The following is a 21,534-nucleotide window of genomic DNA, read 5'->3' on the forward strand; positions in this document are numbered from 1 at the left end:
CGTTCCTGATTTATCATCTGTTGTTAGGACATTAACGCATTCTTCAGGAGCACCTTTTGAATATCAGCCGCAATGATAACAGAACATACCACCCCCTCACACTGGACAATGGTCTAAAAGTACTTTTAGTGCAAGACTTAGAATCAACTAAATCAGCGGCATCAATGGCAATTAATGCAGGTCACTTTGACGATCCCCTTGATAGGCAGGGCCTTGCACACTTTTTAGAACATATGCTTTTTTTAGGCACTGACCTATACCCTGAGTCTGGTGGGTTTTCTAATTTTGTATCACAGTCTGGTGGTAACACTAACGCATGGACAGGCACTGAGCACTCTTGTTACTTTTTTGATATTAATAATCATCAGTTTTCTGAAGCCCTCGCTCAATTTAGCCGCTTTTTTATTGCCCCACTATTAAGCCCAAAAGAGACAGCCAAAGAGCGTAACGCGATTGATGCGGAATTTAAATTAAAGATCAAAGATGATGGCAGACGCATCTACCAAGCCCATAAAGAAACGGTAAACCCTGCACATCCCTTTGCTAAATTTTCGGTTGGTAACCAGCAAACCCTGGCAGATCGCGAAGGCTGCATAAGTGACGAGCTACGCGCTTTTTTTAACAGCCATTACCAAGCTCAGTGGATGACACTGGTGATCTGTAGTAATGAAGATATTGCGACAATGACCAACTGGGTGAAGCATTATTTCAGCGAGATTAAAGGTCAGCCCAAAAGCAAAGAAATTATTGAACAGCCACTTTATCGCAAACAAGACTTAGGTAAAGTGCTGCACATTGAGCCGCATAAGCACATGCAAAAGCTCATCATTAGCTTTGCTATGCCAAATATTGATGATTTTTATCGCCATAAAACGGTGAGCTTTATTGCTCACTTGTTAGGTTATGAGGGAAAAGGCTCACTTTACTCAATTTTAAAAGAGCAAGGTTGGATCAACGCACTCTCAGCAGGCGGTGGTATAAACGGCAGTAACTTCAAAGACTTCAATATCAGTATGGCACTGACCGATGAAGGTATTGAATACTACGAAGATATTGTTGAAATGGTATTCGAATACATTTGTCTGATAAACCAAAACTGTGACAAGTTACCAAGGCTTTATCAAGATAAGAAGAACTTGCTGCAGATTGCCTTTGATAATCAAGAGAAAGCCCGACTTATAGATTGGGTAAGTGGTTTAAGCATTAACATGCAACACTATGATGAAGCCAACTACGTGCAAGGTGATTACCTCATGGAAGGCTTTAATCACTGCGCGCATGAAATTGCAATGCAATGGTTAACGCCAGATAATATGCGCCTTGTACTCATACATCCAGATGTAGAGCCAGAAAACACCACGGCTTGGTACAATACGCCTTATAAAATCGAAAATATATCACCTTGCTGGCTTGATGCATTAAGTGAAATTAACACCCCATTACCTGAAATGAGTTTGCCTGTTGCCAACCCGTATCTAACGAAGAATGTTGAACTTTTAGCACTGGATGAACCTAAAAAAACGCCTGATTTACTGATAAAGCAAGAAGGCTTTGATTTTTGGTTTAAGCAGGATGCGACTTTTCGCGTTGCTAAGGGGCATTTTTACTTAGCGATGGACTCGCACTATGCCATTAAAGATGTCAAGCATATGGCTTTAACTCGGCTGTTCGCTGATTTATTTATGGATAGTGTCGCTGAGCAATTTTACCCTGCCGAGCTGGCAGGCTTAAGTTATCATTTAACCTCTCACCAGGGTGGCCTAACGCTTCATACTGCAGGCTTATCATCAAGTCAGCTTGAACTGGTTGATGAACTACTCGAAGCCTTATTTAGTGTAGAAATATGCGCAAAACGTTTTGCTGAATATAAAAAGCAACTTGTGAGGCATTGGCGTAATAGTAATCAAAACAAACCGGTAAGCGAGTTATTCAGTATCTTAGGTGCTAAAATGATGCCGTGGAACCCAGAACCGAATGCACTTGCACAAGCTTTAAAAGATACAAGTTTTCATCAATTTAATTGTTTCAGACATGAATTCTTTAAAGCGCTACACGTAGAGTCGTTTTTACATGGTAATTGGCAGCGTAGTGATGCACTGGCTTTTCAAAAACAAGTGGCGGATCATTTAGCAGGTTGTACTAAAATTATCGACCTAACACGCCCTCTTAACGATATAACAAATGTCGAGCAGCAACGCGTTGAGCTAAATTGTAATGACCACGCCATGGTTCTTTATTACCAAGCGCTGACTGATGACACAGCTGAAAAAGTAAAGATGATGGTGTTAAATCACCTTATCAATCAAGACTATTTTAATGAGCTTAGAACCAAGCAACAACTTGGTTATTTAGTGGGGGCTGGCTACGCACCTTTTAATACGCGTGCTGGCATTGCGTTTTATGTTCAGTCTCCAAAACACACCGCTGACGAAATACTCATTCGTCATCAGCATTTTATAAGTAACTATCTACAGCACATTGATTCTTTAGATGAGCAACAATGGCAAGATACAAAAGCTGGATTAATTACACATATAGCAGAAAAAGATAAAAATCTTCGTCTTCGCTCACAAAGGCTCTGGTTAGCAATTGGTAATCGAGATAGTAAGTTTAATATGCAGCAACAACTTCTTGTTGAGCTTGATAAACTGAGCTTAAAGCAAATGCAACAATACATAAAAGAGACATTTGCCGAATCGCGACCTCGAATAGAGCTGTTAAGTGATAAAGCAATCAAAAAACAGTCAAAAACAACCCTTTCTTCGCATTCTCTTTGACTCGCTTGCGAGCTTAGATTAAATTATCTGGTGCGAATTAAGGTATTGCATTAATGACAAAAATAATAACAATGATTTCTGTATTTCTAACACTCAATATGGTCGGTATATTTTCAACCGCTTCAGCCGCCGCAAGCCCTATAGAGCTAGAGCAAAGCACCCTATTGCTTATACCTAGCTCTATAATGCTGCTGTTATTACCGTATTTGCTATTCGTTATTTATAAGCTCAAACGCTCACGCCATCAACTTCGTATTTCAGAACATAGATTAAAAAGTACCGTAGAAGGCAGCGGAGATACTCTGTGGGACTGGAATATAAAAACAGGTGAAGTTATTCGTATAAACGATAAATATACCACCGATACGAATAACGCAGCAGGCTTCCCACCCAACCGTGATTTAATCCACCCTCATGATTTACAACATGTTGAAAAAGCCCTTAAAAAACACTTTGCTGAACACACTGCCTTTTTTGAAGCAAGCTATCGTATAAAAGACAGCTTAGAGCGTTGGCATTGGGTACTCGATCGCGGAAAGATTATTGAAAAAGATGTCAATCTTAACCCCCTACGTATGACTGGCACCGTACGTGACATATCACAGCTCAAATCCACAGAAGCACGTTTAAACCTATTTGCAAAATGTGTTGAGTCACTGACTGATGCCATCGCAATTTACGATAAAAACTTTAAATTAGTTGATTTAAACCCCAGCTTTTTGACCCTTTTTGGTGGTACTCGAGAGCAATATCTAAAGAAAGATTTTGCTCTTTTTGGCTATGATCAAAGCTACGTAGATGAAATAAAAGCAACGGTTAGAGCTACAGATCACTGGCAGCAAGAAGTTAAACTTAGAAATGCACAACGACAGTTACTCCCCATAGAGATTTCTATCGACGAAATCAAAAACGAGCATAATCAAATATGTAATTACGTTGTGGTTTATTCTGACCAAACAGAGCGCAAAAAAGCTGAGTCACAATTACATAATTTATCAAACCGAGACCGTACTACCGGCTTGCCTAACCGTAATTTATTTTTTACTAATCTTAAAAAGCTCGCCAAACAAGATAATCATCATGCCCTATTAGTATTTGACTTAGATAACTTTAAAAAGATCAATGATTCCTTAGGCCATCAACTTGGTGACAGCCTGCTCGCCAAATTGGCCATGAGATTAAATAAGCTCACCCGTGAAAAAGACGTATTTTATCGCCTTGGTGGTGATGAGTTTGCACTTGTTATGTCAGGCACCAACGACATTCATACGATTACGCGAATGGCAAAGCTGTTTTTAGCAGCGATTGCCACACCTTTTAACATGGCAAGCCATGAGCTAGTAATCACCTCGAGTGTTGGTATCGTACTGTTCCCTGAAGATGGCAATACACCTGAGCTTTTATTAAAAAATGCCGATACAGCGATGTACCACGCTAAGAAAAAAGGCAATAGTTACTTATTCTTTAACGACACAATGAACCGCCAAGCCGTTAAACGTCTGCAAATAGAAAACCTAATGCGTTACGGATTAAAAGAAGATCATTTTGAAGTTTATTATCAACCCAAAATGAATATTCGCACCGGCAAATTGGATGGTATGGAAGCACTTGTGCGTTTCATCACACCTAAAAAGGGGATTATCAGCCCAGGAATGTTTATTCCTATCGCAGAAGAAACGGGGCAAATTATTGAAATCGGTGAAGTGGTGCTTAATAAAGCCTGTCGTGATGTGAAGGCATGGATCGACCAAGGGTTATTTAATGGTCGTGTCGCTGTAAACCTATCAGCAAAGCAATTTAGCTTACCTGATTTAACGACTCGCATTGATGTAATTTTACAAAAGAATGAACTACCCTCTTACTTTTTAGAGCTCGAAATAACCGAAGGAACGGTAATGGACGATCCTAATGAAGCAATTTCAGTGATGCGTTCTCTTAGTGCCAGAGGTATACACTTAGCGATGGATGACTTTGGTACGGGTTACTCATCGTTGGCTTACTTAAAGCAGTTCCCACTCAATACATTAAAAGTTGATAAAGCTTTTATAGACGACATGCAATCAGAACGAGGCCGTAATATGGTCGACTCAATCGTTACCATTGCACACAACCTTGACTTACATGTTGTTGCTGAAGGCGTTGAAAAAGCAGAGCAAATAGCGATGTTAGAGCAATTAAATTGCCAAACAGTTCAAGGTTATTACTACTCAAAACCCTTGTCACAACCTGAGTTCACAGCTTTTTTGAAAAAACAGCGTAATAAATCAGCGCCTAGTTTATTAAGAAGCGTTGAAGTTTAAGGTCGCCAGCTGCACGCTTGTAAGCCGATATGACGTATCAATGCACGTCGATAATGGATGTTAAACAAGCACCAAGCAACAGGGCCTAGCGCCCCCCCTAAAAGTACCCATCGTTTAACAGGCATGCCTTTTGAAACGGACTCTAAATACATTACAAAAATAAATACACAACTCACACAAACAAAAAACACAATAGCCCCCACAGTTATAAGCGCGCAGTGTACATAACTTAAGCACCAGTGAAAACGTCAGGATGTAAATAGCCAGTATAAAGGCAGATTATATTCTTAAATATCAAACATAAACCTAATAAAAAATTGTATTATTTATATACAAAGCGGTCAAAATTGTTAAAATAGGAACGTGCATTGATGCACATAAGGAATAAACAAAAATGATTAGGAGACATCATGTCTGACAATACTGCAAACGTCTACGAGGCACCGGAAGCAAACCTTACACAAAATAACGATGGTAGCAACAAACCCATTTTGAACTTTGACCGCTTCTCGGCATGGGGCGTGTTCTTTTTAGCTGTTATCACATTAGGTATCTACAGTGTGTACTGGCTTGTAAATAGAACAAACAAAGCAAACTCACTGGCGAAAAACCAAATAGCTCAAGGACTAATTTATGGCTATGTGGCGCTGTATGTAGTTAACCTTGTTTTATCAATAGCAGGCATTGTACCTGAGCTCGGCTTTATTGTGTCGCTAGCTTCGTTTGTCGTAGGTATAATTTTAGTTTTCTCACTGCGTACTTCACTCACTGAATTGATTAATGAAGGTAGCGCTGAACCTGTAAAGTTAAATGGTATTTTAACGTTCTTCTTTAACTTTATTTACTTCCAATACAAGATTAATGAAGCAATTGATAGACAGCAATAAGCTACTTTAATTTCATAATGAAAAAGGCATTAAATTTTAATGCCTTTTTACTATGTGTCCCGTTTAACATCCAAGTATGTTTTAGTTACTTAACTGCATCATTATAAAGCACCTGAATGTTTCACATTCAAATATGTATTGAGCACATGAGGCAATAACTGCTCAGGGTTACAATCAATCGCAATCACTCCTTCTTTTCTCAGTTTCGCCATATTTTTCTTATGTGTATTTAATAAACTGAGTGCTGCGCAATAACTTGTCGCATCTTCGTACTTTTGAATTGGTTCTTTAAGCACTTCACTCACAGAGCGGTTATTTATGTTGATTAAGGCAACTAAATGATGCTTCTGTAATAGTTTTATCGCTGGCAGTAATTCATCAATACTTTGTTCGTCGAGTGTTGTAACGAGTAAAACTAAAGAGCGCTTACTACGCTTGGCAATTAGCTGATTTACAGCAACCACATAATCACTGCTACTTTGATCTGGGTAAAGATCATAAAAGTGGTTCATGACCCGCGACACGTTTTGTGCCCCTTTTACACTAGGTAACCAACGCACGTTTTGATTGAAGCTTTGCATACTAAACCAATCGCCTTGCTTTAATACCGTGTGTGATAGTAACAATAATGCATTTAGCGCGTGGTCAAAGTGACTGCCCTCTTTAGCCTCTATAGCCATTTTCTTTGAAGCATCAAGCATAACAATGACATGCTGGTTTTGCTCTTCTTGGTATTCTCGGGATATCAATTTACGGCGTTTACTGGTTGCTTGCCAATCTATCTGCCTAACGCTGTCACCTTGGCGGTACTCTCTTAGTTGATGAAACTCAATTCCATCACCACGTTTTTTTGTTAACTTAAGGCCATTAATTGGTTTATTTGTCACGCCGTTAAGGTGTTGCTTCGACGTGACGCGGCTGAAGTCTGGGTATACTTTTAACTGGGTACGATGTGTTGCTAACCAATTTGATTGCCATAACCCAAACGCAGAAGTTATACGCAATTCAACCGCCGAAATATCTGCATCTCCTCGCTTATGGGCACGCATAGAGTAGCTAAGCTCAGCTTGTTGGTTTGCCTCAAGTTCAATACTTTTTACAGCTTCAGCAAGCTCCAGAGCATTTGTTAAATGAATACTGATATCAGCACGTAGAACCTGTTTCGCTTTATTTTTTAGTAGCAACTTTATTGGCTGCCAGCGATATAACGCCATATTTTGATTTGTTGAAAGCTCTATAGATACATTGTGCCCAAATCGCGAAAAGTAACAATCAACACAAGCAATCAGCAAAGGAATACAAAGCAGTAGCGTAACAAATAAGCTGCTAAGCTCAATCAAAGCAGATACCACCACTAAGAGGACAATAACACTCAGTATCTGTACTAGGCGTTTTGATGGTCTTAGCTTTATACGTTTCATGATCGTGGTGCTTCAACACTAGCAAGAATGGCACTAATCACTTCATCAAATGACACACCTTCAAGCTCAAGATCAGCAGATAAGATCAAACGATGGCGAAGTATGTTAACTGACACTGATTTAACATCATCAGGGGTTACGAAGTCACGACCATTCATTAGCGCCATAACTTTTGCCGCTTTAATAATATTAATTGATGCTCGCAACCCTGCACCATGTAAAACTCCCTGCCACGTTCTTGAGCTACGCGTAATATCAACCGCATAATTTAAAATCTGTTCGTCCACTAATATATCTGCACAAAGCTGTTTAATTTGTGCAATTTGGGCAGCATTCAATACAGCAGGCAATTCATCAACGGTTGATTCATTCGAAACCATCTTGGTGTTTAGTTTTAGTAACTCCACTTCAGATTCGAACGAAGGAAACCCTAGCTCAATCTTCATCATGAAACGGTCAAGTTCTGCTTCAGGTAGCGGATACGTGCCTTCTTGGTCAAGCGGGTTTTGCGTGGCAAGAACCATAAATGGCGAGTCGATTGACAGCGTGTCACCATCAATGGTTATTTGTTGTTCTTGCATCACTTCAAGTAACGCTGACTGAGTTTTTGCAGGTGCACGGTTTATTTCATCGGCCAATAATATGTTGGTGAAAGCAGGTCCTTTTTTAATATTAAATTCACCCGATTTCATATCATATAAACTGTGACCAACGACATCCGATGGCATTAAATCGGGTGTAAACTGAACCCGTGAAAAATCAACACTCAAGCTTTTAGCAAGTGCTCGTACCAACAAGGTTTTACCAAGCCCTGGTACACCCTCAAGTAACACATGTCCGCCGGCAAACAATACTGTTAATACGTCTTCTACAATGGCATCTTGACCAACAAGAACACGCGCAATATTTTCTTTCACTTTTTTTACTGCGTTTGCCGCATCTACCAGGCTCAATGAGTGAGTATCTAGTTCCGTGCTCATAAGGCATTCCTTAATTGTCTATATCGTTTTATATAATCTGTTCGTTGTTCACGAGACTCGGGAAGTTCGCTTGAAAGCAAGATCTCGACTTGCTCTTTATCAAACTGAGTTAGGCTGGCAATAATCTCAGCCTGTTTGTGTGCACTAAGCATTTTGAAATTAGGGACTCGCGTCTCTACTTTTGCATTAAAATCTTTTTTTAACGCTTCAAATAAACGCGCTTCATGACCGTGTTCTGTGTAAAAATTTGCAATAGCTCGAATATGCTGATCAAAGCTTGTTTTGCTATCGACATCTGGCGCATATGCACGGCCAATACGGCTACTAATATGCCACACAGCAAATACCACTGTCAGTAATAAGCTAACCACAAACTGCCAGCTCCAATGCCACAACTTAGATAACCAATTTGGGTAACTTAAATACGGCACATACGTCACTTTACTGGCACCTTGAGTTAACCAAACTAATAGGCTGCCATGATCTAGATGCCGTAACTTATAATTAGTAAAAGGGGCCAGTGATGGTAAAACAATAACACGGCCTGCACCAAAGGGCAGATCGCACATTACAGTATCACCCGCTTGATTTTCTGTTTGCACGCCTTGGCAACTATCAATTTTAAAAGCTTGGCTAAGTTCGAGTTCTAATTGCGTTGTCTCATCAATTGTCAGTGTTGTATTTGAGCTGCCTTCTTCTAATAGCACAAAATTGAATTCAAACACATCATCGACGGTTGTAACATCAATCCCTAACTCTTGGAAAAAAATTGCGTTATCAATCCCTAGCTCATCGCGCTGTCGGTTAAGTACATACACTAAACGCCCACCGTCAGCGACCCACTGCACTAGCTGTTGATCAAGCTCATATGAGTTAGCAAGTACAGCCTCATCAACAACCAGCATAGTATTTGGGTCTATTGTTAATTGATTGGGGTTAGTTTGGCTGGCTAAACGTTTGTCTTTGTGCCATTGCACATCATATGAAGCCAATAAACGCTGAGCCAGAGTGAAGCTGTCTTTTGCTACCTCTGGTTGAAAACCTATCTCTACTTCCTGTTTTTCCCACTTTACTGATGCCAACATTGACCCGAGTAAAGCAACGGTTAAAACCAGTAAACCAATCATAAAATACTTAAGTTTCATGGTTTAACTCCACAGGCAACGACATTTGCTTAATTTGCTCTGCAAGTTGTTCAAAGTCGATATTAGGTTTTCGATGTCCCCAAGCAACACTGACCCATGCTGAAAATAATGTGCTAAATACAGCTTGCCATTGCTCGGGCACGCTTGCATCAATTACTTGTTTACACTCACGTTCAGTCATTGAACGATGAAGTTTTATCTCATACTGAACCTGTGCCCAGCGAAGTGAGTGATGCAATAAGTAACCAAGCGCTAACCGTAAGTTTCCTGAACGATAACTCTCAAGTGCAGCACTAATTAAATCATCAGGAAGTTCGTCATGTTTAATGTCAGTAAATAAAGACGGAATAACATGGTCAGATTTTTTTTGTGACTTTTCAGGCAGCTTCAACCCAGTAAAAAAGCCTTTATTCTTAACAAGATAATAAACAAGCCACAGTGCAAGTAATCCTACAAAGCCCCATACTAAATAGCTGAGCGTAAATCCAATTAACTCAAAAAAGTTACTCAGCCATGAAAAATCAAACGATGATGGACTTGCGTTGTCTTGCTCAAAATTAAAATCAGGAACCCAAGTCGTTTTCTTTTCAATAACATCATCTTGATTGTAAAGTGTAATCACTTGCTCTTTAACAGCATCTTTATCAAGCTCCTCAGCAAAACTGGTTTGTGGCATCGCTGCCAAAAAGCTAAGTAAGCAAGCGCATATCAATGACAAAGGCTGTGCAAAACGTGTTTTTATATTCTTAAAAGCAAGCTCAATGTCCCAACCTTCGAGCTCAACCCTGCGATGTAAATAGGCTAAAAACCCCCCTGTGACAAATAATGGCGCGACGAGGGAAATACTTAATAAATAAAGTAAGTTAAAGGCAATTTCTAGCCAAGCCGGAGAGTCTTGAAATTGATAGATAGATTCTTCAAGAGAAAATGAATCTGGGATCAATGCAATTGAAAAAGCCGAAAGTCCCATTAAAACAATAAACTCGAAATGTACGCAAAAAAGCATCCATAAGGTTTGCTTTGGCTTTGATGTTGCAAAAAGAACTTGCTTACGTTTTTGCTTTCGCTCTGCTGATAAGCGCTCTAATTGCTCCACCGGAGCCAAAAATGCACGATTAGGGCTGAGCCTAAATACAGTTAAATGCGCTAGCATATCCTTAAATTTAAGCTGCTTTATAACCAGTATGCTTGACTTAATCGAGGTTGGTTGACTAAAAACAGCCTTCGACATGTAATCAAGTAAAGGGCGTTCAAATAAAGGTTTTAATAGCCATACAGCAAATGCAGCGATTGACCAGCCAAGTAAAAACCCTAATATCAAAAATGTTGGTAAAGCTAAGCAGATATAAAGGCTAAACAAAGGTAAAAAGTGCTGTTTAGTTAATAATACAGTTAAATCAAAGTTTTCATAGGCGCTACGTTTACGCGGGTTAAAACTTAACCTATTAAGCTCCATAACGCATCCCCTTGTATAGCCTATACAAAACAAACGCCCAGCAAACACTCCCTACACTATATTTAATTTCATTGGCTATATCACGTGGCGACCAAAAGGCCTCAATAAATGCCGCAAGAACAAGCATTAAAAACGCACCAACAATAAGAGGCAATGCTTTTTGTGCGGCCTGTTTAATTGCATAGCCGCGGGTAAAATGACCAGGATTCAATAATGCATAACCTATCTGACACCCTGCAGCAGAGGCAATAATAATCGCGGTTAATTCAAATGAACCATGGGTTATAACGAATGAGAAAAATGGCCCTTCAAAGCCAATATTAACAATGTGAGCGGCAATCGCACCAAAGTAAAAGCTGTTAAATAGTAAGAAAAATGCAGCGCCAACACAAAACAACACCCCACCAGCAAACATTTGAAATGCAATGCCAATGTTATTGTAAATATAAACACCAAACATCATGAGATCTTGAGCTGCGCCACGCTCAGCTGTTTGTACACTGCCCCCGGGGTTATACATTTCTTCAATTTGCAGTACAGTGCTTTGCCCCAAAAATGTATATACCGCATCAGGGTCAAGCATCACCCAAATAAACGCGATAAGTGCTAAGCCCCAAAATGCTAATAAGTTAATGCCCAGCATTATACGGTTCTCATAGAGGGCCCGAGGAAATGCTGTGCGGGCAACATGCCATATCTCAGAAAACTGATTGCTGCGAGATAAGTACAAGCGCTTTTGACCATACTGAACTAAACGATTAATTTGCTCAATAAGTACGGGGCTATATTGGCGACTGCGGGCAATGGCTAAATCATTACACACCTTACGGTACATATTAGGAAAATAAACCGGCAAACTTTCTGATTCTGCAAGCTCGCAAAGCGCCTTAAATTCATTCCAGCTCTGGCTATTCGATTTTACAAATTGCGTTTGCTTCATTGCACTGTCTCACTATGCGCCTGTTCATTAGAGTTACTTAACTGACCTGAGTAAAAACGCGCATAACCGATTAACATACTCTGCGCTTCATTGCCCTCTAACTTAAATGGTTCAGCTAAAATTGCAGCGAGTTCACTGCGCCTCGCATCAGAAAGCTCATCACTGCGCTCTGCAAAAGCAAGCACTGCTAATTGTTCTTCCGTACTTAAGCTCAATACTGGGATTTCAATATTGCCTTTCGGTAATTCAGGGCGTGCCTCTACTTCATCATCATAAATAACCATAGTGCCTGCTGCCCAATCACCAATACGCTTAAAACGAGAGTTGAACATCATGACAACTAGCCCTAAAAAATAGCCAATAGGTAACATATCTGCTGGACGTAATAGGTTTCGTACAACAATTTGTGAAAAACTGGCTGGTAAGCCATTATCTTGTACTACGCGGATCTTAAGACGCTTTTTCCCAGGAGTTTGACCATTTTTCATTTCAAAAAAAATGTTGTATCCCCAAGATGTTATAAAATAAATAATCAGAATAATGCCCTGCCCTGCATCACCTAAAAAGCTAAATACAAGTGATACAACGAACATAATAAGGCTGCGAAATAGGAAATCGATGATGTAGGCATAGCTACGGGAGACAACACCTGCGGGTGTGATTGCAATATCAACCCCTTCAGGTAATTTAACGTATTCTCTGTTTTCCAATCCGTGGTTTAACATTTAATCTACTACTGCTTGTTATTATTGTTTTTGCTACCTAACCCGTATACATGATAGAAACAGCCACATAGCAATAATTTGAGCGCTTAATAATGCGCTTTTTCTGTCCCTTTTTCAATCTTTAAACAAAGTAATATTAAATGATTAATGAAAATACTACTTTATAAGTAAATAAAATGATAAAACCGATCAGCAATCGGTTTTATCAAACATAACCAGTTAGGACTACTTTTCAGCGCGACCCATAAACTTGTGTTCTGCGGTGTTAATGCGAATACGATCGCCTGTTGAAATATGCTCTGGCACTTGAATAGTGAGGCCTGTACTCAAACGTGCAGGTTTTGAGCGAGCACTTGCTGAAGCGCCCTTAATTGAAGGGTCTGTTTCTTCAACAACAAGTTCTACACTTGAAGGCAAGTCAATCCCCACTGGTGAGCCATCGATTACTATAACATGTAGACCTTGCGTCTCTTCATTAACAAATAAAATCTCTTCGCTGATTGCTTCTTTGTTTAAGTTATAAGGCGTGTAGTCTTCATTATCCATGAAAACATACTCCTCACCATCAATGTAAGAGAACATCGCTTCACGACGAGTTAAATCAGCAAGTTTAAGCATATCGCTGTCTTTAAATGTTTCGTCTACTTTGCCACCAGTAACAACATCATATAAACGCATGCGGTATAAACTACCACCAGCACGACCTTGCGGTACTGAACGTTGAATATCTTTTACTACTAAAACTTGGCCGTTATGCTCAATAGCGGCACCTTTTTTGACTTCACTAGCCTTAGGCATGGGTGTATTCCTATCGTTTTTTAATGACAGGAATTTACCACGTAATTACTATTGTTCAACAAAAATTTGCAGTTTTACTTTTGCTGATGTAATTGGTCTATTTTTCAGCGAATTATCGTAATAAATGTCTCAAACCGAATAAAAAGATGCTATCTTTATAGCAACGAAAAATGACTTCAAGGACTGGATCATGAATCAACATGCTGTACATGAATACTTAATGAAAAAGCCAGTGGTAATGCTCACTCAGCCATTTGGTCAAGACGTCGATGTTTACAAAGTAAATCATAAAATGTTTGCGACTCTCGCAGAGGGAAAAGAAGGCCAAACAAATGAAGATGGTGAACCTGTTTGGTGGCTTAACTTAAAATGCGATCCGGACGAAGCCCAAGCATTACGTGATATTTTTCCTTCTGTAATTCCTGGTTACCATATGAATAAACGGTTGTGGAATACAGTGATTTTAGATGGCACTATCCCACAAGGAGAAATTGAACGAATGATTGATAACTCGTTTGATTTGGTGGTTGCAAATATGCCTGAAAAAGACAGAAAAGCGATTGAGCTTCACCTATAACTTGACCGCACTGATCACACCCTGTGATCAGTGCAATTTAAATGAAAATGATGATCGGTATACAAAACCCCACCAATGGCATAGGCATCTAATTGCTTATCAACTAGCTGAAAGCCACACTTCTCAAGTACTTTTTCTGAACCTATGTTGCCTTCAGTGACGACAGCTTTAAACTCCTTCACAGAATACTCAGCCTGAGCAAAATCAAGCACCGCCTTTAAAGACTCGGTAGCATAGCCACGACCATGAAAATTAGGCAGCAATAAGTAGCCAACTTCTTGAATATCAGGAACGGTTGATGAGGTAAAACCTGTCACACCCACCTCTTTACCGGTACTCGTTTCAATAATAACTAAACACAGTGGCGAGTTTGCATCTGGCTGCCAAGGCTTTAAACGTTCATTAAACTTCGCACGTAGCTGCGCTTCTGAGGGCTTATCAAAGCATTTCTCAATAACCTCTGCATCATTGTGCAAAGTGTAAAACAGTGGCCAGTCATCAGCATTTAACAACCGTAAAGTTAATCGCGCAGTGGTGAGAGTCATGGTGATCAATCGCTAAGTAAATAAGTCTAGTTATAACAAACCTACTTAGCTAATTAAATACCACTTATGGCCAATACTGCAGCTTAAGCTGCTTTACAGCTACCAAGTATAAATCACTTTTCCTATCACATTATCTTTAGGAACAAAGCCCCAAAAGCGGCTATCTGAGCTATTATCTCTAGAGTCACCCATAACAAAGTAGTGATCTTCAGGGATGATCCATTCCGCCTTTTCGCTGCCTGCTTGGTTGAAATAATGACTTACCTGTTCAGGGTGATTCTCATTTAGTAAAATTTGATAATGTTTACCATCATTTACCTCTTGCAGAACTTTAAGTCCACTTTCAGTTTGAGAAACGAAAGATTGCTCTAAAGGGATGAAGTCAGCGCAAATGTCGGCTCCCTCATCACATGCTTTTTGGATATAAACAGTTTTATTTCGATAAACAATTCTATCGCCAGCCACCCCTATTACGCGTTTCAGCCAAGTATAATCAGGGTTTTTCGGATACTGAAAGGCAACAACATCACCTCGACCTACTTTAGCTGACATGGGCGATCTTGAAATTTGATAGCCTAAGTACCGATAATTACCAAAACCTATTTTACTAACTAGAACTTGGCTCCCTTTATCTAACTGAGGTGCCATAGATGAAGCTGGTAAAGTGAAAGGCTCAAATGAAAAAATTCTCATTAAAATAAGAGCAGCAGAGAGGGTAAGATAAATTAAAGTTACAGCCCACCAACTTGCGAACCAAGGCCGCTTCTTATCTGCGTTATAGTGCTTTGTTATCCAAAAAGCATGGAGTGGACATATAATTATAAACACACTTGTGAGATAAATACCTTGATACCAATCAGCCTCTCCTGCACTCGCTTGGATTTTAATGTCAAGCAAGTAACATAAGGCCGTTAAGACAAGGTAAGTAATGAACAACCTGAATTTATTAACGTACAAAAATACAAATGGCTGAAATAACACGCCAAGAAGAATAGCGATAAAACCCTTAGGCTTCCATGAAGTAGACACTCTGACATCCTTGTTGAAATTAAGTCATTGAATTTAATTGCTTATATTAAATATAAAATCACAGTGATGCCATAAAATTTCTTATATTTCTTTAAAGCAATATTCCTTTGAAACAGTAAGCCCCGCTCAAAATGAGCAGGGCTTTTAAATTAACTAATTTAAAGAATTAGCTTTTAGTTGTTTCTGTATCCACGTCATCTGAAGCTTGCTCGTCTTCAACCACTTTTTTGGTTACTTCAACTGGATCGACTTGTGCAGCTTCGGCAACTGCCGACTCTTCACTTTCTGCTTGGTAAAAACGCCCCCCCTTTTCAGCCATTACTTTTAATGTATCGCAAGGAGTAAAAATTGGGTTGTAATTAGCAAATGTGGCCATTTCAGAAGTAACCTGTGCTGCGCCAAGTTTATCCATATAGCTAAATGGACCGCCTAAGAACGGAGGGAAACCAATACCAAAAATAGCACCAATATCACCGTCACGTGGGCTAGCAATAATGCCATCATCTAAACAACGCACCGCTTCGTTCAGCATTTGTGCCACACAGCGTTTAGCAATTTCGCTCTTGTTTAATCGAGGTGATGGCGTAACTCCCAGTAACTCGTATACTGACTCATCCACTTTTTTATCTTTTTTGTCATAAAGATAAAAGCCACGACCTGTTTTACGGCCTAAACGCTTAGAATCAATTAAGCGGTTAAAGGCATCGGGGGCTTTAAAACGCTCGCCCAATTCTTTTTCAAGGATGGGGGCAATTTTAGAGCCAATATCAATCCCTACTTCGTCAAGTAATGCTAATGGACCAACTGGGAAACCAAACTCAACTAAGGCTTGGTCAATCTTTTCAATTGGCTCACCTGCAAGCAATAAATTAGCCGCTTCATTTACATAAGGCGCTAAGATACGGTTTACATAGAAACCAGCCATGTCTTTAACCACAATCGGTGTTTTACCTTGTTTACGGGCAAAGTTAACAACGCGGGCGATGGTTTCTTCAGACGTACCCGCGTGTGGAATGATCTCAACAAGTGGCATTTTCTCAACAGGTGAGAAGTAATGCAGACCAATTACATTTTCTGGACGCGCTGCATCCGCAGCGATTTGTGCAATCGGTAATGACGAGGTATTACTTGCAAAAATAGTGTTGTCTTGGCACTCACGTTCAACATCAGCTACCATACCTTGCTTAAGAGCTAAGTCTTCAAACACCGCTTCAATAACGATATCAATGTGTTTAAAGCCGCTGTAATCGGTGGTGCCGGTAATACGGTTCATGGTTTGTTGCAGCTCAGCTTTAGACAAAATACGGCGCTTTTGCTTTTTATCTAAAATTTTATAGCTGTAGTTCATCGCATTGCTGATGCCCTTTTCAGCCACATCTTTAATGCGCACTGGCACACCCGCTTTCACTGCACTGACATGAGCGATACCCGCGCCCATTAAGCCACCGCCTAATACCGCAGCTTTAGCGATTGCTGGTGCATCATCATTGCGCCATTCTTTTTTCATTTCAGTGGTTGCAAAGAAAATACCGCGCAATGCTTTTGACTCATCGCTCATAACTAGCGTGGCAAAGCCTTCAGCTTCAGTTTTATATGCTTTTAACTGATCAAGCTCAACACTTGCACGAACTGCTTTAATAATGGCTAAAGGTGCTGGGTAGTGACCACCGGTTTTCTTCAGCACATTTTCTTGTGCTTTTTTGAAAATAATGTTGCGGCCAAATGGGTTCGACTCAAGTAATTGGCTTAAACGATCAAGTTTTGGTTTAGTAACCTTCGCCTTACCTTTTAGTGCAAATTCTTTAGCAACGTCAAGTAAAACACTGTGCGGCACACAGTCGTTTACTAAGCCTGTTTTCTTCGCTTGCTTAGCACGAACTTGCTTACCTGTAAGCATCCATTCAAGTGCTTTTTGAAGGCCCACTAATTTAGGTAAACGCTGTGTACCACCGCCACCTGGTAATAAGCCCAACTGTACTTCTGGCAAGCCAAGTTTAGTGATGTCGCTGTCAGAACAAACACGATAATCACAAGCTAAAGCAAACTCTAAACCGCCACCCAGTGCTGCACCATGAATGGCACTCACTGTTGGGAAAGGCAGTTTTTTCATATCAAAAAACGCTTCTTGGCACATTTCGCTCAGCGCTAATGCGTCTTCACGGCTATTAGCATTATCAAGCATTTTAATATCAGCACCGGCGATAAAGTTATCGCTCTTACCGCTAATAAACACCATGCCTTTTACTGCCTGTGCTTGTGCATCTTTAAGTAAGGTTTTTAAATCTTCTGCAAAACTGCTACGCAGGGTGTTCATTTTCTCACCCGGCACATCAATGGTTACAACGGCTACGCCGTCATCAGCCACTGATAAACTAAATACTGAATCTGTCATTACGCACTCTCCAATACAAAGGCTGCACCTAAGCCACCCGCTGCACACGCAGTCGTGAGTGCTAGGCCGCCACCGCGACGATTAAGTTCATTCAAGCTTTGCGTGATCAGGCGTGCACCTGTTGCCGCAAATGGGTGGCCGTATGCCAGAGAGCCACCTAAGACATTGAACTTGTCCATGTTAATTTCGCCGATCGCTTTACTACGACCTAGCTTTTCTTGTGCAAATTTATCTGACGCAAACATCTTCATATTGGCAAGTGTTTGCGCTGCAAATGCTTCGTGCATTTCAATTAAATCTAAATCAGCTAATGTAATACCTGCTCTATCTAGAGCGATTGGCGTTGAGTGCGCCGGACCCATTAGCATGTCTTCATGAACACCGATTGCAGAAAACGCAAAGCTACGTACATAACCAAGAATATTGTAACCCAGTGCTTTAGCTTTACTCTCGCTCATCATTAATACCGCAGCGGCACCATCTGTTAACGGTGTTGCATTAGCAGCAGTAACTGAACCATGCTGACGGTCAAATACTGGTTTTAATTTCGCGTAGCCTTCAACCGTTGAGTTACGGCGGATGTTATTATCTTGCTCAATAAAACTCTTATAAGGCGCAACATGGGCCGTCATTACTTCGTCTTTTAGCTTGCCATCAGCCCATGCTTGGCTTGCAAGAGTGTGAGAACGATGTGCTAAAGCATCTTGATCTTCACGACTGATGCTATGCGTTTTCGCCATTTGCTCTGCCGTTTGACCCATAGATAAACCAGTAGAGTACTCAGCAACAGCTGGTGGTACAGGGAGTAAATCTTTTAGGCGCAGTTTTGAGAAAATCTTCAAACGCTGGCCAAGTGTTCGCGCCTTGTTTAAATCAACCAAGCTGCCGGCTAATTTTTTGCTCACACCGATTGGTAACACAGACGATGAATCAGCACCACCAGCGATACCCACTTGCACTGAACCTGCCATAATTGACTCAGCAACATTAGCAATTGCTTGGAAGCTTGTCGCACACGCACGTGATACAGAGTATGCATCTACTGAAACAGGCATACCTGTGCCTAAAACAATCTCACGAGCAATATTAGGCGCTTCTGGCATTTGCACTACTTGACCAAATACAAGTTGATCGATTTCAGACTTGTCGAAATTAAGACGTTCAAGCATCTCGTTGACAACCAGTTTACCCATATCAAGTGCTGGCACATGGTGGAATGCAGTCGCTTGTTTTGCAAACGGCGTTCGTAAGCCGCTAACGATGGCGATACGATCGCCCTTTGCTGTTTTAAGTATATTTTGCTCAGACATTTATGCTCTCCCGCTGACAGGTCTGACCTGTTTGTTTTTCCTGATTCTAAAACAACCCGAATACGAATGCCAATAGAGAAACGAAATTAGTTACCAACCATAGGCTTTTTTTAGCTTATTTACAAAAATAACGTGTATTTATATGGTAGGCTAAAAATCCTTAAAAAATAACGAACTATTTTAGGATTTTATGTCTAACACTTGTGTTGTAAGCTTTGAATCCTTATAACTTGTAAAAAGCGCCTAACTAATAATAACGCTTAGCTAATTTATCAGCACTGAATAGGCTTATATCGGCGCATAACAATAACATTTTGACTCACGCTATTTAGGACAGTCTTTTTATTATGGCAGTTAACGCATTTTCACAATTAAAATCATATTTAGACACGCAAATTATCGGCCAACCTCAATTAACTCAAGCACTGTTAATCGCTATTTTGGCAGATGGTCACCTACTTGTTGAAGGTCCTCCTGGTCTTGCAAAGACACGTGCAGTGAATGCTTTAGCAAAAGGCGTAGAAGGTAGCTTCCAACGTGTACAATTTACTCCTGACTTACTCCCTGCGGATGTCACTGGCACCGACATTTACCGTCAGCAAACTAGTGAATTCGTATTTGAAAAAGGGCCACTATTTCACAATCTTATTTTAGCTGACGAAATCAACCGTGCGCCTGCAAAAGTACAATCTGCTTTATTAGAAGCCATGGCTGAGCGCCAAGTAACGGTTGGTAAAAATACTTACCCACTGTCTGAGCTATTTATGGTTATGGCAACCCAAAACCCGCTAGAACAAGAAGGGACTTACCCTCTTCCTGAAGCACAGCTTGACCGCTTCTTACTCCATTTAAGTATTGATTACCCTGGGGCAGAACACGAGCTTGATATTCTTCGCCTGACCCGTGGTGAAGCAATATCTGATAAACAAGCTGAAACACAGCAAATTAGCCAAAGTGATCTTTTCGCAGCACGAAAATCAATTTTGGGTTTGTACCTTGCTGAACCACTTGAAAAGTATTTGGTACAACTAATCATTGCGACCCGCGAAGCTTCTGAACTAGATGAGCAGCTTGGTCGCTGGATTGAGTACGGTGCCAGCCCACGTGCAACCATTGCCCTAGACAAATGTGCTAGAGCTCATGCTTGGCTTGAAGGTCGTGACTTTGTTGCCCCTGACGATATTCAGGCGGTACTGCATAATGTATTACGCCATCGTATTATTTTAAGCTACGAAGCCCAAGCAGACGGCATCAGCAAAGATGATGTGATCACGCGTATTTTAGAACTGGTTGCAGTACCATAAGTTATGTCAGGTCAATTAGATATAGCTACTTGGTTGCATGAAAGCCATAGCCAAGGTGTTAATTTATCACTCAAAGAGTTGATGTATTACAAAGCCAAAGCGCGCTTACTTGAACTTGCACCGAAAGTAAAAATCAAAAACAGCTTAGCAGGGCAATACCTTGCGCCGCACAAAGGGCGAGGCATGGAGTTTGCTGAGGTACGCCATTATCAAACTGGTGATGACATTCGCTCAATCGATTGGCGAGTCACCGCTCGCACTGGCGAAACTCACACAAAACTGTTCCAAGAAGAGAAAGAGCGCCCCGTTTTTGTGTTCACCGACTTTTCAAACTCCATGTTGTTTGGCTCAAAGTTATTGTTAAAGTCAGTGCAAGCAGCACATATCAGCGCTTTGGTTGCATGGTCAGCTTGTCAGCGTGGCGACCGAATTGGTGGTTTGGTATTTAACCAACACAGTCATCATGAACTAAAACCCACATCACGGGAAAAAGCAGTATTAAAGCTTTGCCATAATTTATGTGACATTCATAGTCAGGCGTTAGCTAATGTTGATAAAAGCGCGACCAGTTTATTTAGTGAGAACCTCAAGCGTCTTAACCATTTAGCTAAGCCCGGTAGCTTAGTTTATATCGTTTCAGATTTTAGCGCACTAGACGAAGCAAGCTTTAAACAACTTGAAATACTAAGCCGTCACTGCGAGTTAATTGGTTGCCACGTTAGCGACCCATTCGAACATCAACTTCCTGCATTCAAGCAAACAGTGACTGTATCTGCTAATGGGCAAGATCTTGCTCTGCCGTTAATGGATAAGCAATTTCGGGAACGCTTTGCTAAGTCGGCACAAGAGTCATTCGCTCTTAGGCTAAAACGTCTACAGAAATCTGGACTTAGTTTAATTTCATTCAGTGCAGCCACCCCGCTTGAGCTGCAATTAGTGAGAAAGTAA

18 protein-coding genes are annotated in these 21,534 nt (G+C 40.6%); 6 read left to right on the forward strand and 12 right to left on the reverse strand.

What is annotated here, in order from left to right; translation table 11 throughout:
- Nucleotides 1-56 precede the first annotated feature (56 nt).
- Both LY624_RS11825 and LY624_RS11830 read left to right on the forward strand, forming a co-directional pair.
- Complete coding sequence (locus LY624_RS11825) at nucleotides 57-2,777, forward strand: insulinase family protein (RefSeq protein ID WP_341803058.1); 2,721 nt, start codon at nucleotides 57-59, stop codon at nucleotides 2,775-2,777.
- 185 nt (nucleotides 2,778-2,962) lie between these two features.
- Nucleotides 2,963-5,077, forward strand: a complete 2,115-nt coding sequence (locus tag LY624_RS11830) for a sensor domain-containing protein (protein WP_445936742.1) — start codon at nucleotides 2,963-2,965, stop codon at nucleotides 5,075-5,077.
- Here LY624_RS11830 and LY624_RS11835 read toward each other — a convergent pair.
- Nucleotides 5,074-5,268: a hypothetical protein gene (locus LY624_RS11835; protein ID WP_341803059.1), complete on the reverse strand. Its 195-nt coding sequence runs from the start codon at nucleotides 5,266-5,268 to the stop codon at nucleotides 5,074-5,076. The two genes, LY624_RS11830 and LY624_RS11835, sit on opposite strands and share 4 nt — an antisense overlap.
- A gap of 219 nt (nucleotides 5,269-5,487) precedes the next feature.
- On the opposite strand from LY624_RS11835, the gene LY624_RS11840 reads away from it, so the two are divergent.
- On the forward strand, nucleotides 5,488-5,964 hold the full coding sequence (locus tag LY624_RS11840; RefSeq protein WP_341803060.1) for a DUF4234 domain-containing protein: 477 nt from the start codon (nucleotides 5,488-5,490) through the stop codon (nucleotides 5,962-5,964).
- A gap of 101 nt (nucleotides 5,965-6,065) precedes the next feature.
- Here LY624_RS11840 and LY624_RS11845 read toward each other — a convergent pair whose 3' ends face one another.
- The 7 genes from LY624_RS11845 to efpL form a co-directional block, all read right to left on the reverse strand.
- Complete coding sequence (locus tag LY624_RS11845) at nucleotides 6,066-7,385, reverse strand: DUF58 domain-containing protein (RefSeq protein WP_341803061.1); 1,320 nt, start codon at nucleotides 7,383-7,385, stop codon at nucleotides 6,066-6,068.
- Nucleotides 7,382-8,365 carry an AAA family ATPase gene (locus LY624_RS11850; protein WP_193987600.1) on the reverse strand — a complete coding sequence of 328 codons (984 nt, stop codon included), beginning with the start codon at nucleotides 8,363-8,365 and terminating at the stop codon, nucleotides 7,382-7,384. Before LY624_RS11850 ends, LY624_RS11845 begins: the two co-directional genes overlap by 4 nt.
- On the reverse strand, nucleotides 8,362-9,510 hold the full coding sequence (locus tag LY624_RS11855; protein ID WP_341803062.1) for a DUF4350 domain-containing protein: 1,149 nt from the start codon (nucleotides 9,508-9,510) through the stop codon (nucleotides 8,362-8,364). Before LY624_RS11855 ends, LY624_RS11850 begins: the two co-directional genes overlap by 4 nt.
- Nucleotides 9,500-10,966, reverse strand: coding sequence for a hypothetical protein (locus tag LY624_RS11860; RefSeq protein WP_341803063.1), 1,467 nt, complete (start codon nucleotides 10,964-10,966; stop codon nucleotides 9,500-9,502). The genes LY624_RS11855 and LY624_RS11860 overlap by 11 nt, the downstream gene beginning before the upstream one ends.
- On the reverse strand, nucleotides 10,956-11,906 hold the full coding sequence (locus LY624_RS11865; protein ID WP_130150516.1) for a stage II sporulation protein M: 951 nt from the start codon (nucleotides 11,904-11,906) through the stop codon (nucleotides 10,956-10,958). The genes LY624_RS11860 and LY624_RS11865 overlap by 11 nt, the downstream gene beginning before the upstream one ends.
- Nucleotides 11,903-12,631 carry an RDD family protein gene (locus LY624_RS11870; RefSeq protein ID WP_130150515.1) on the reverse strand — a complete coding sequence of 243 codons (729 nt, stop codon included), beginning with the start codon at nucleotides 12,629-12,631 and terminating at the stop codon, nucleotides 11,903-11,905. Before LY624_RS11870 ends, LY624_RS11865 begins: the two co-directional genes overlap by 4 nt.
- A gap of 225 nt (nucleotides 12,632-12,856) precedes the next feature.
- Entirely contained in the window at nucleotides 12,857-13,429 is a 573-nt protein-coding gene (gene efpL, locus LY624_RS11875) for an elongation factor P-like protein EfpL (protein ID WP_130150514.1), read from the reverse strand.
- A 190-nt stretch (nucleotides 13,430-13,619) separates the two neighbouring features.
- Here efpL and LY624_RS11880 point away from each other — a divergent pair, with 190 nt between their 5' ends.
- Nucleotides 13,620-14,006: an MmcQ/YjbR family DNA-binding protein gene (locus LY624_RS11880; RefSeq protein WP_062569784.1), complete on the forward strand. Its 387-nt coding sequence runs from the start codon at nucleotides 13,620-13,622 to the stop codon at nucleotides 14,004-14,006.
- Between the two features lie 14 nt (nucleotides 14,007-14,020).
- Here LY624_RS11880 and LY624_RS11885 read toward each other — a convergent pair whose 3' ends face one another.
- From LY624_RS11885 to fadI, 4 genes are all read right to left on the reverse strand, one after another.
- Nucleotides 14,021-14,551, reverse strand: coding sequence for a GNAT family N-acetyltransferase (locus LY624_RS11885; protein ID WP_130150513.1), 531 nt, complete (start codon nucleotides 14,549-14,551; stop codon nucleotides 14,021-14,023).
- Nucleotides 14,552-14,650: 99 nt separating this feature from the next.
- The gene (gene lepB / locus LY624_RS11890) at nucleotides 14,651-15,580 is read right to left on the reverse strand and encodes a signal peptidase I (protein ID WP_240701225.1); all 930 of its coding nucleotides are present in this window, start codon (nucleotides 15,578-15,580) and stop codon (nucleotides 14,651-14,653) included.
- Nucleotides 15,581-15,746: 166 nt separating this feature from the next.
- Entirely contained in the window at nucleotides 15,747-17,972 is a 2,226-nt protein-coding gene (gene fadJ / locus LY624_RS11895) for a fatty acid oxidation complex subunit alpha FadJ (RefSeq protein ID WP_130150512.1), read from the reverse strand.
- On the reverse strand, nucleotides 17,972-19,282 hold the full coding sequence (gene fadI, locus LY624_RS11900; RefSeq protein ID WP_130150511.1) for an acetyl-CoA C-acyltransferase FadI: 1,311 nt from the start codon (nucleotides 19,280-19,282) through the stop codon (nucleotides 17,972-17,974). The genes fadJ and fadI overlap by 1 nt, the downstream gene beginning before the upstream one ends.
- 347 nt (nucleotides 19,283-19,629) lie before the next feature.
- On the opposite strand from fadI, the gene LY624_RS11905 reads away from it, so the two are divergent.
- Both LY624_RS11905 and LY624_RS11910 read left to right on the forward strand, forming a co-directional pair.
- Nucleotides 19,630-20,586, forward strand: coding sequence for an AAA family ATPase (locus LY624_RS11905; protein WP_062569779.1), 957 nt, complete (start codon nucleotides 19,630-19,632; stop codon nucleotides 20,584-20,586).
- 3 nt (nucleotides 20,587-20,589) lie between these two features.
- Nucleotides 20,590-21,534 carry a DUF58 domain-containing protein gene (locus LY624_RS11910; RefSeq protein ID WP_205989527.1) on the forward strand — a complete coding sequence of 315 codons (945 nt, stop codon included), beginning with the start codon at nucleotides 20,590-20,592 and terminating at the stop codon, nucleotides 21,532-21,534.

The sequence above is a fragment of the Pseudoalteromonas sp. N1230-9 genome (assembly GCF_032716425.1).
Classification (GTDB): domain Bacteria; phylum Pseudomonadota; class Gammaproteobacteria; order Enterobacterales; family Alteromonadaceae; genus Pseudoalteromonas.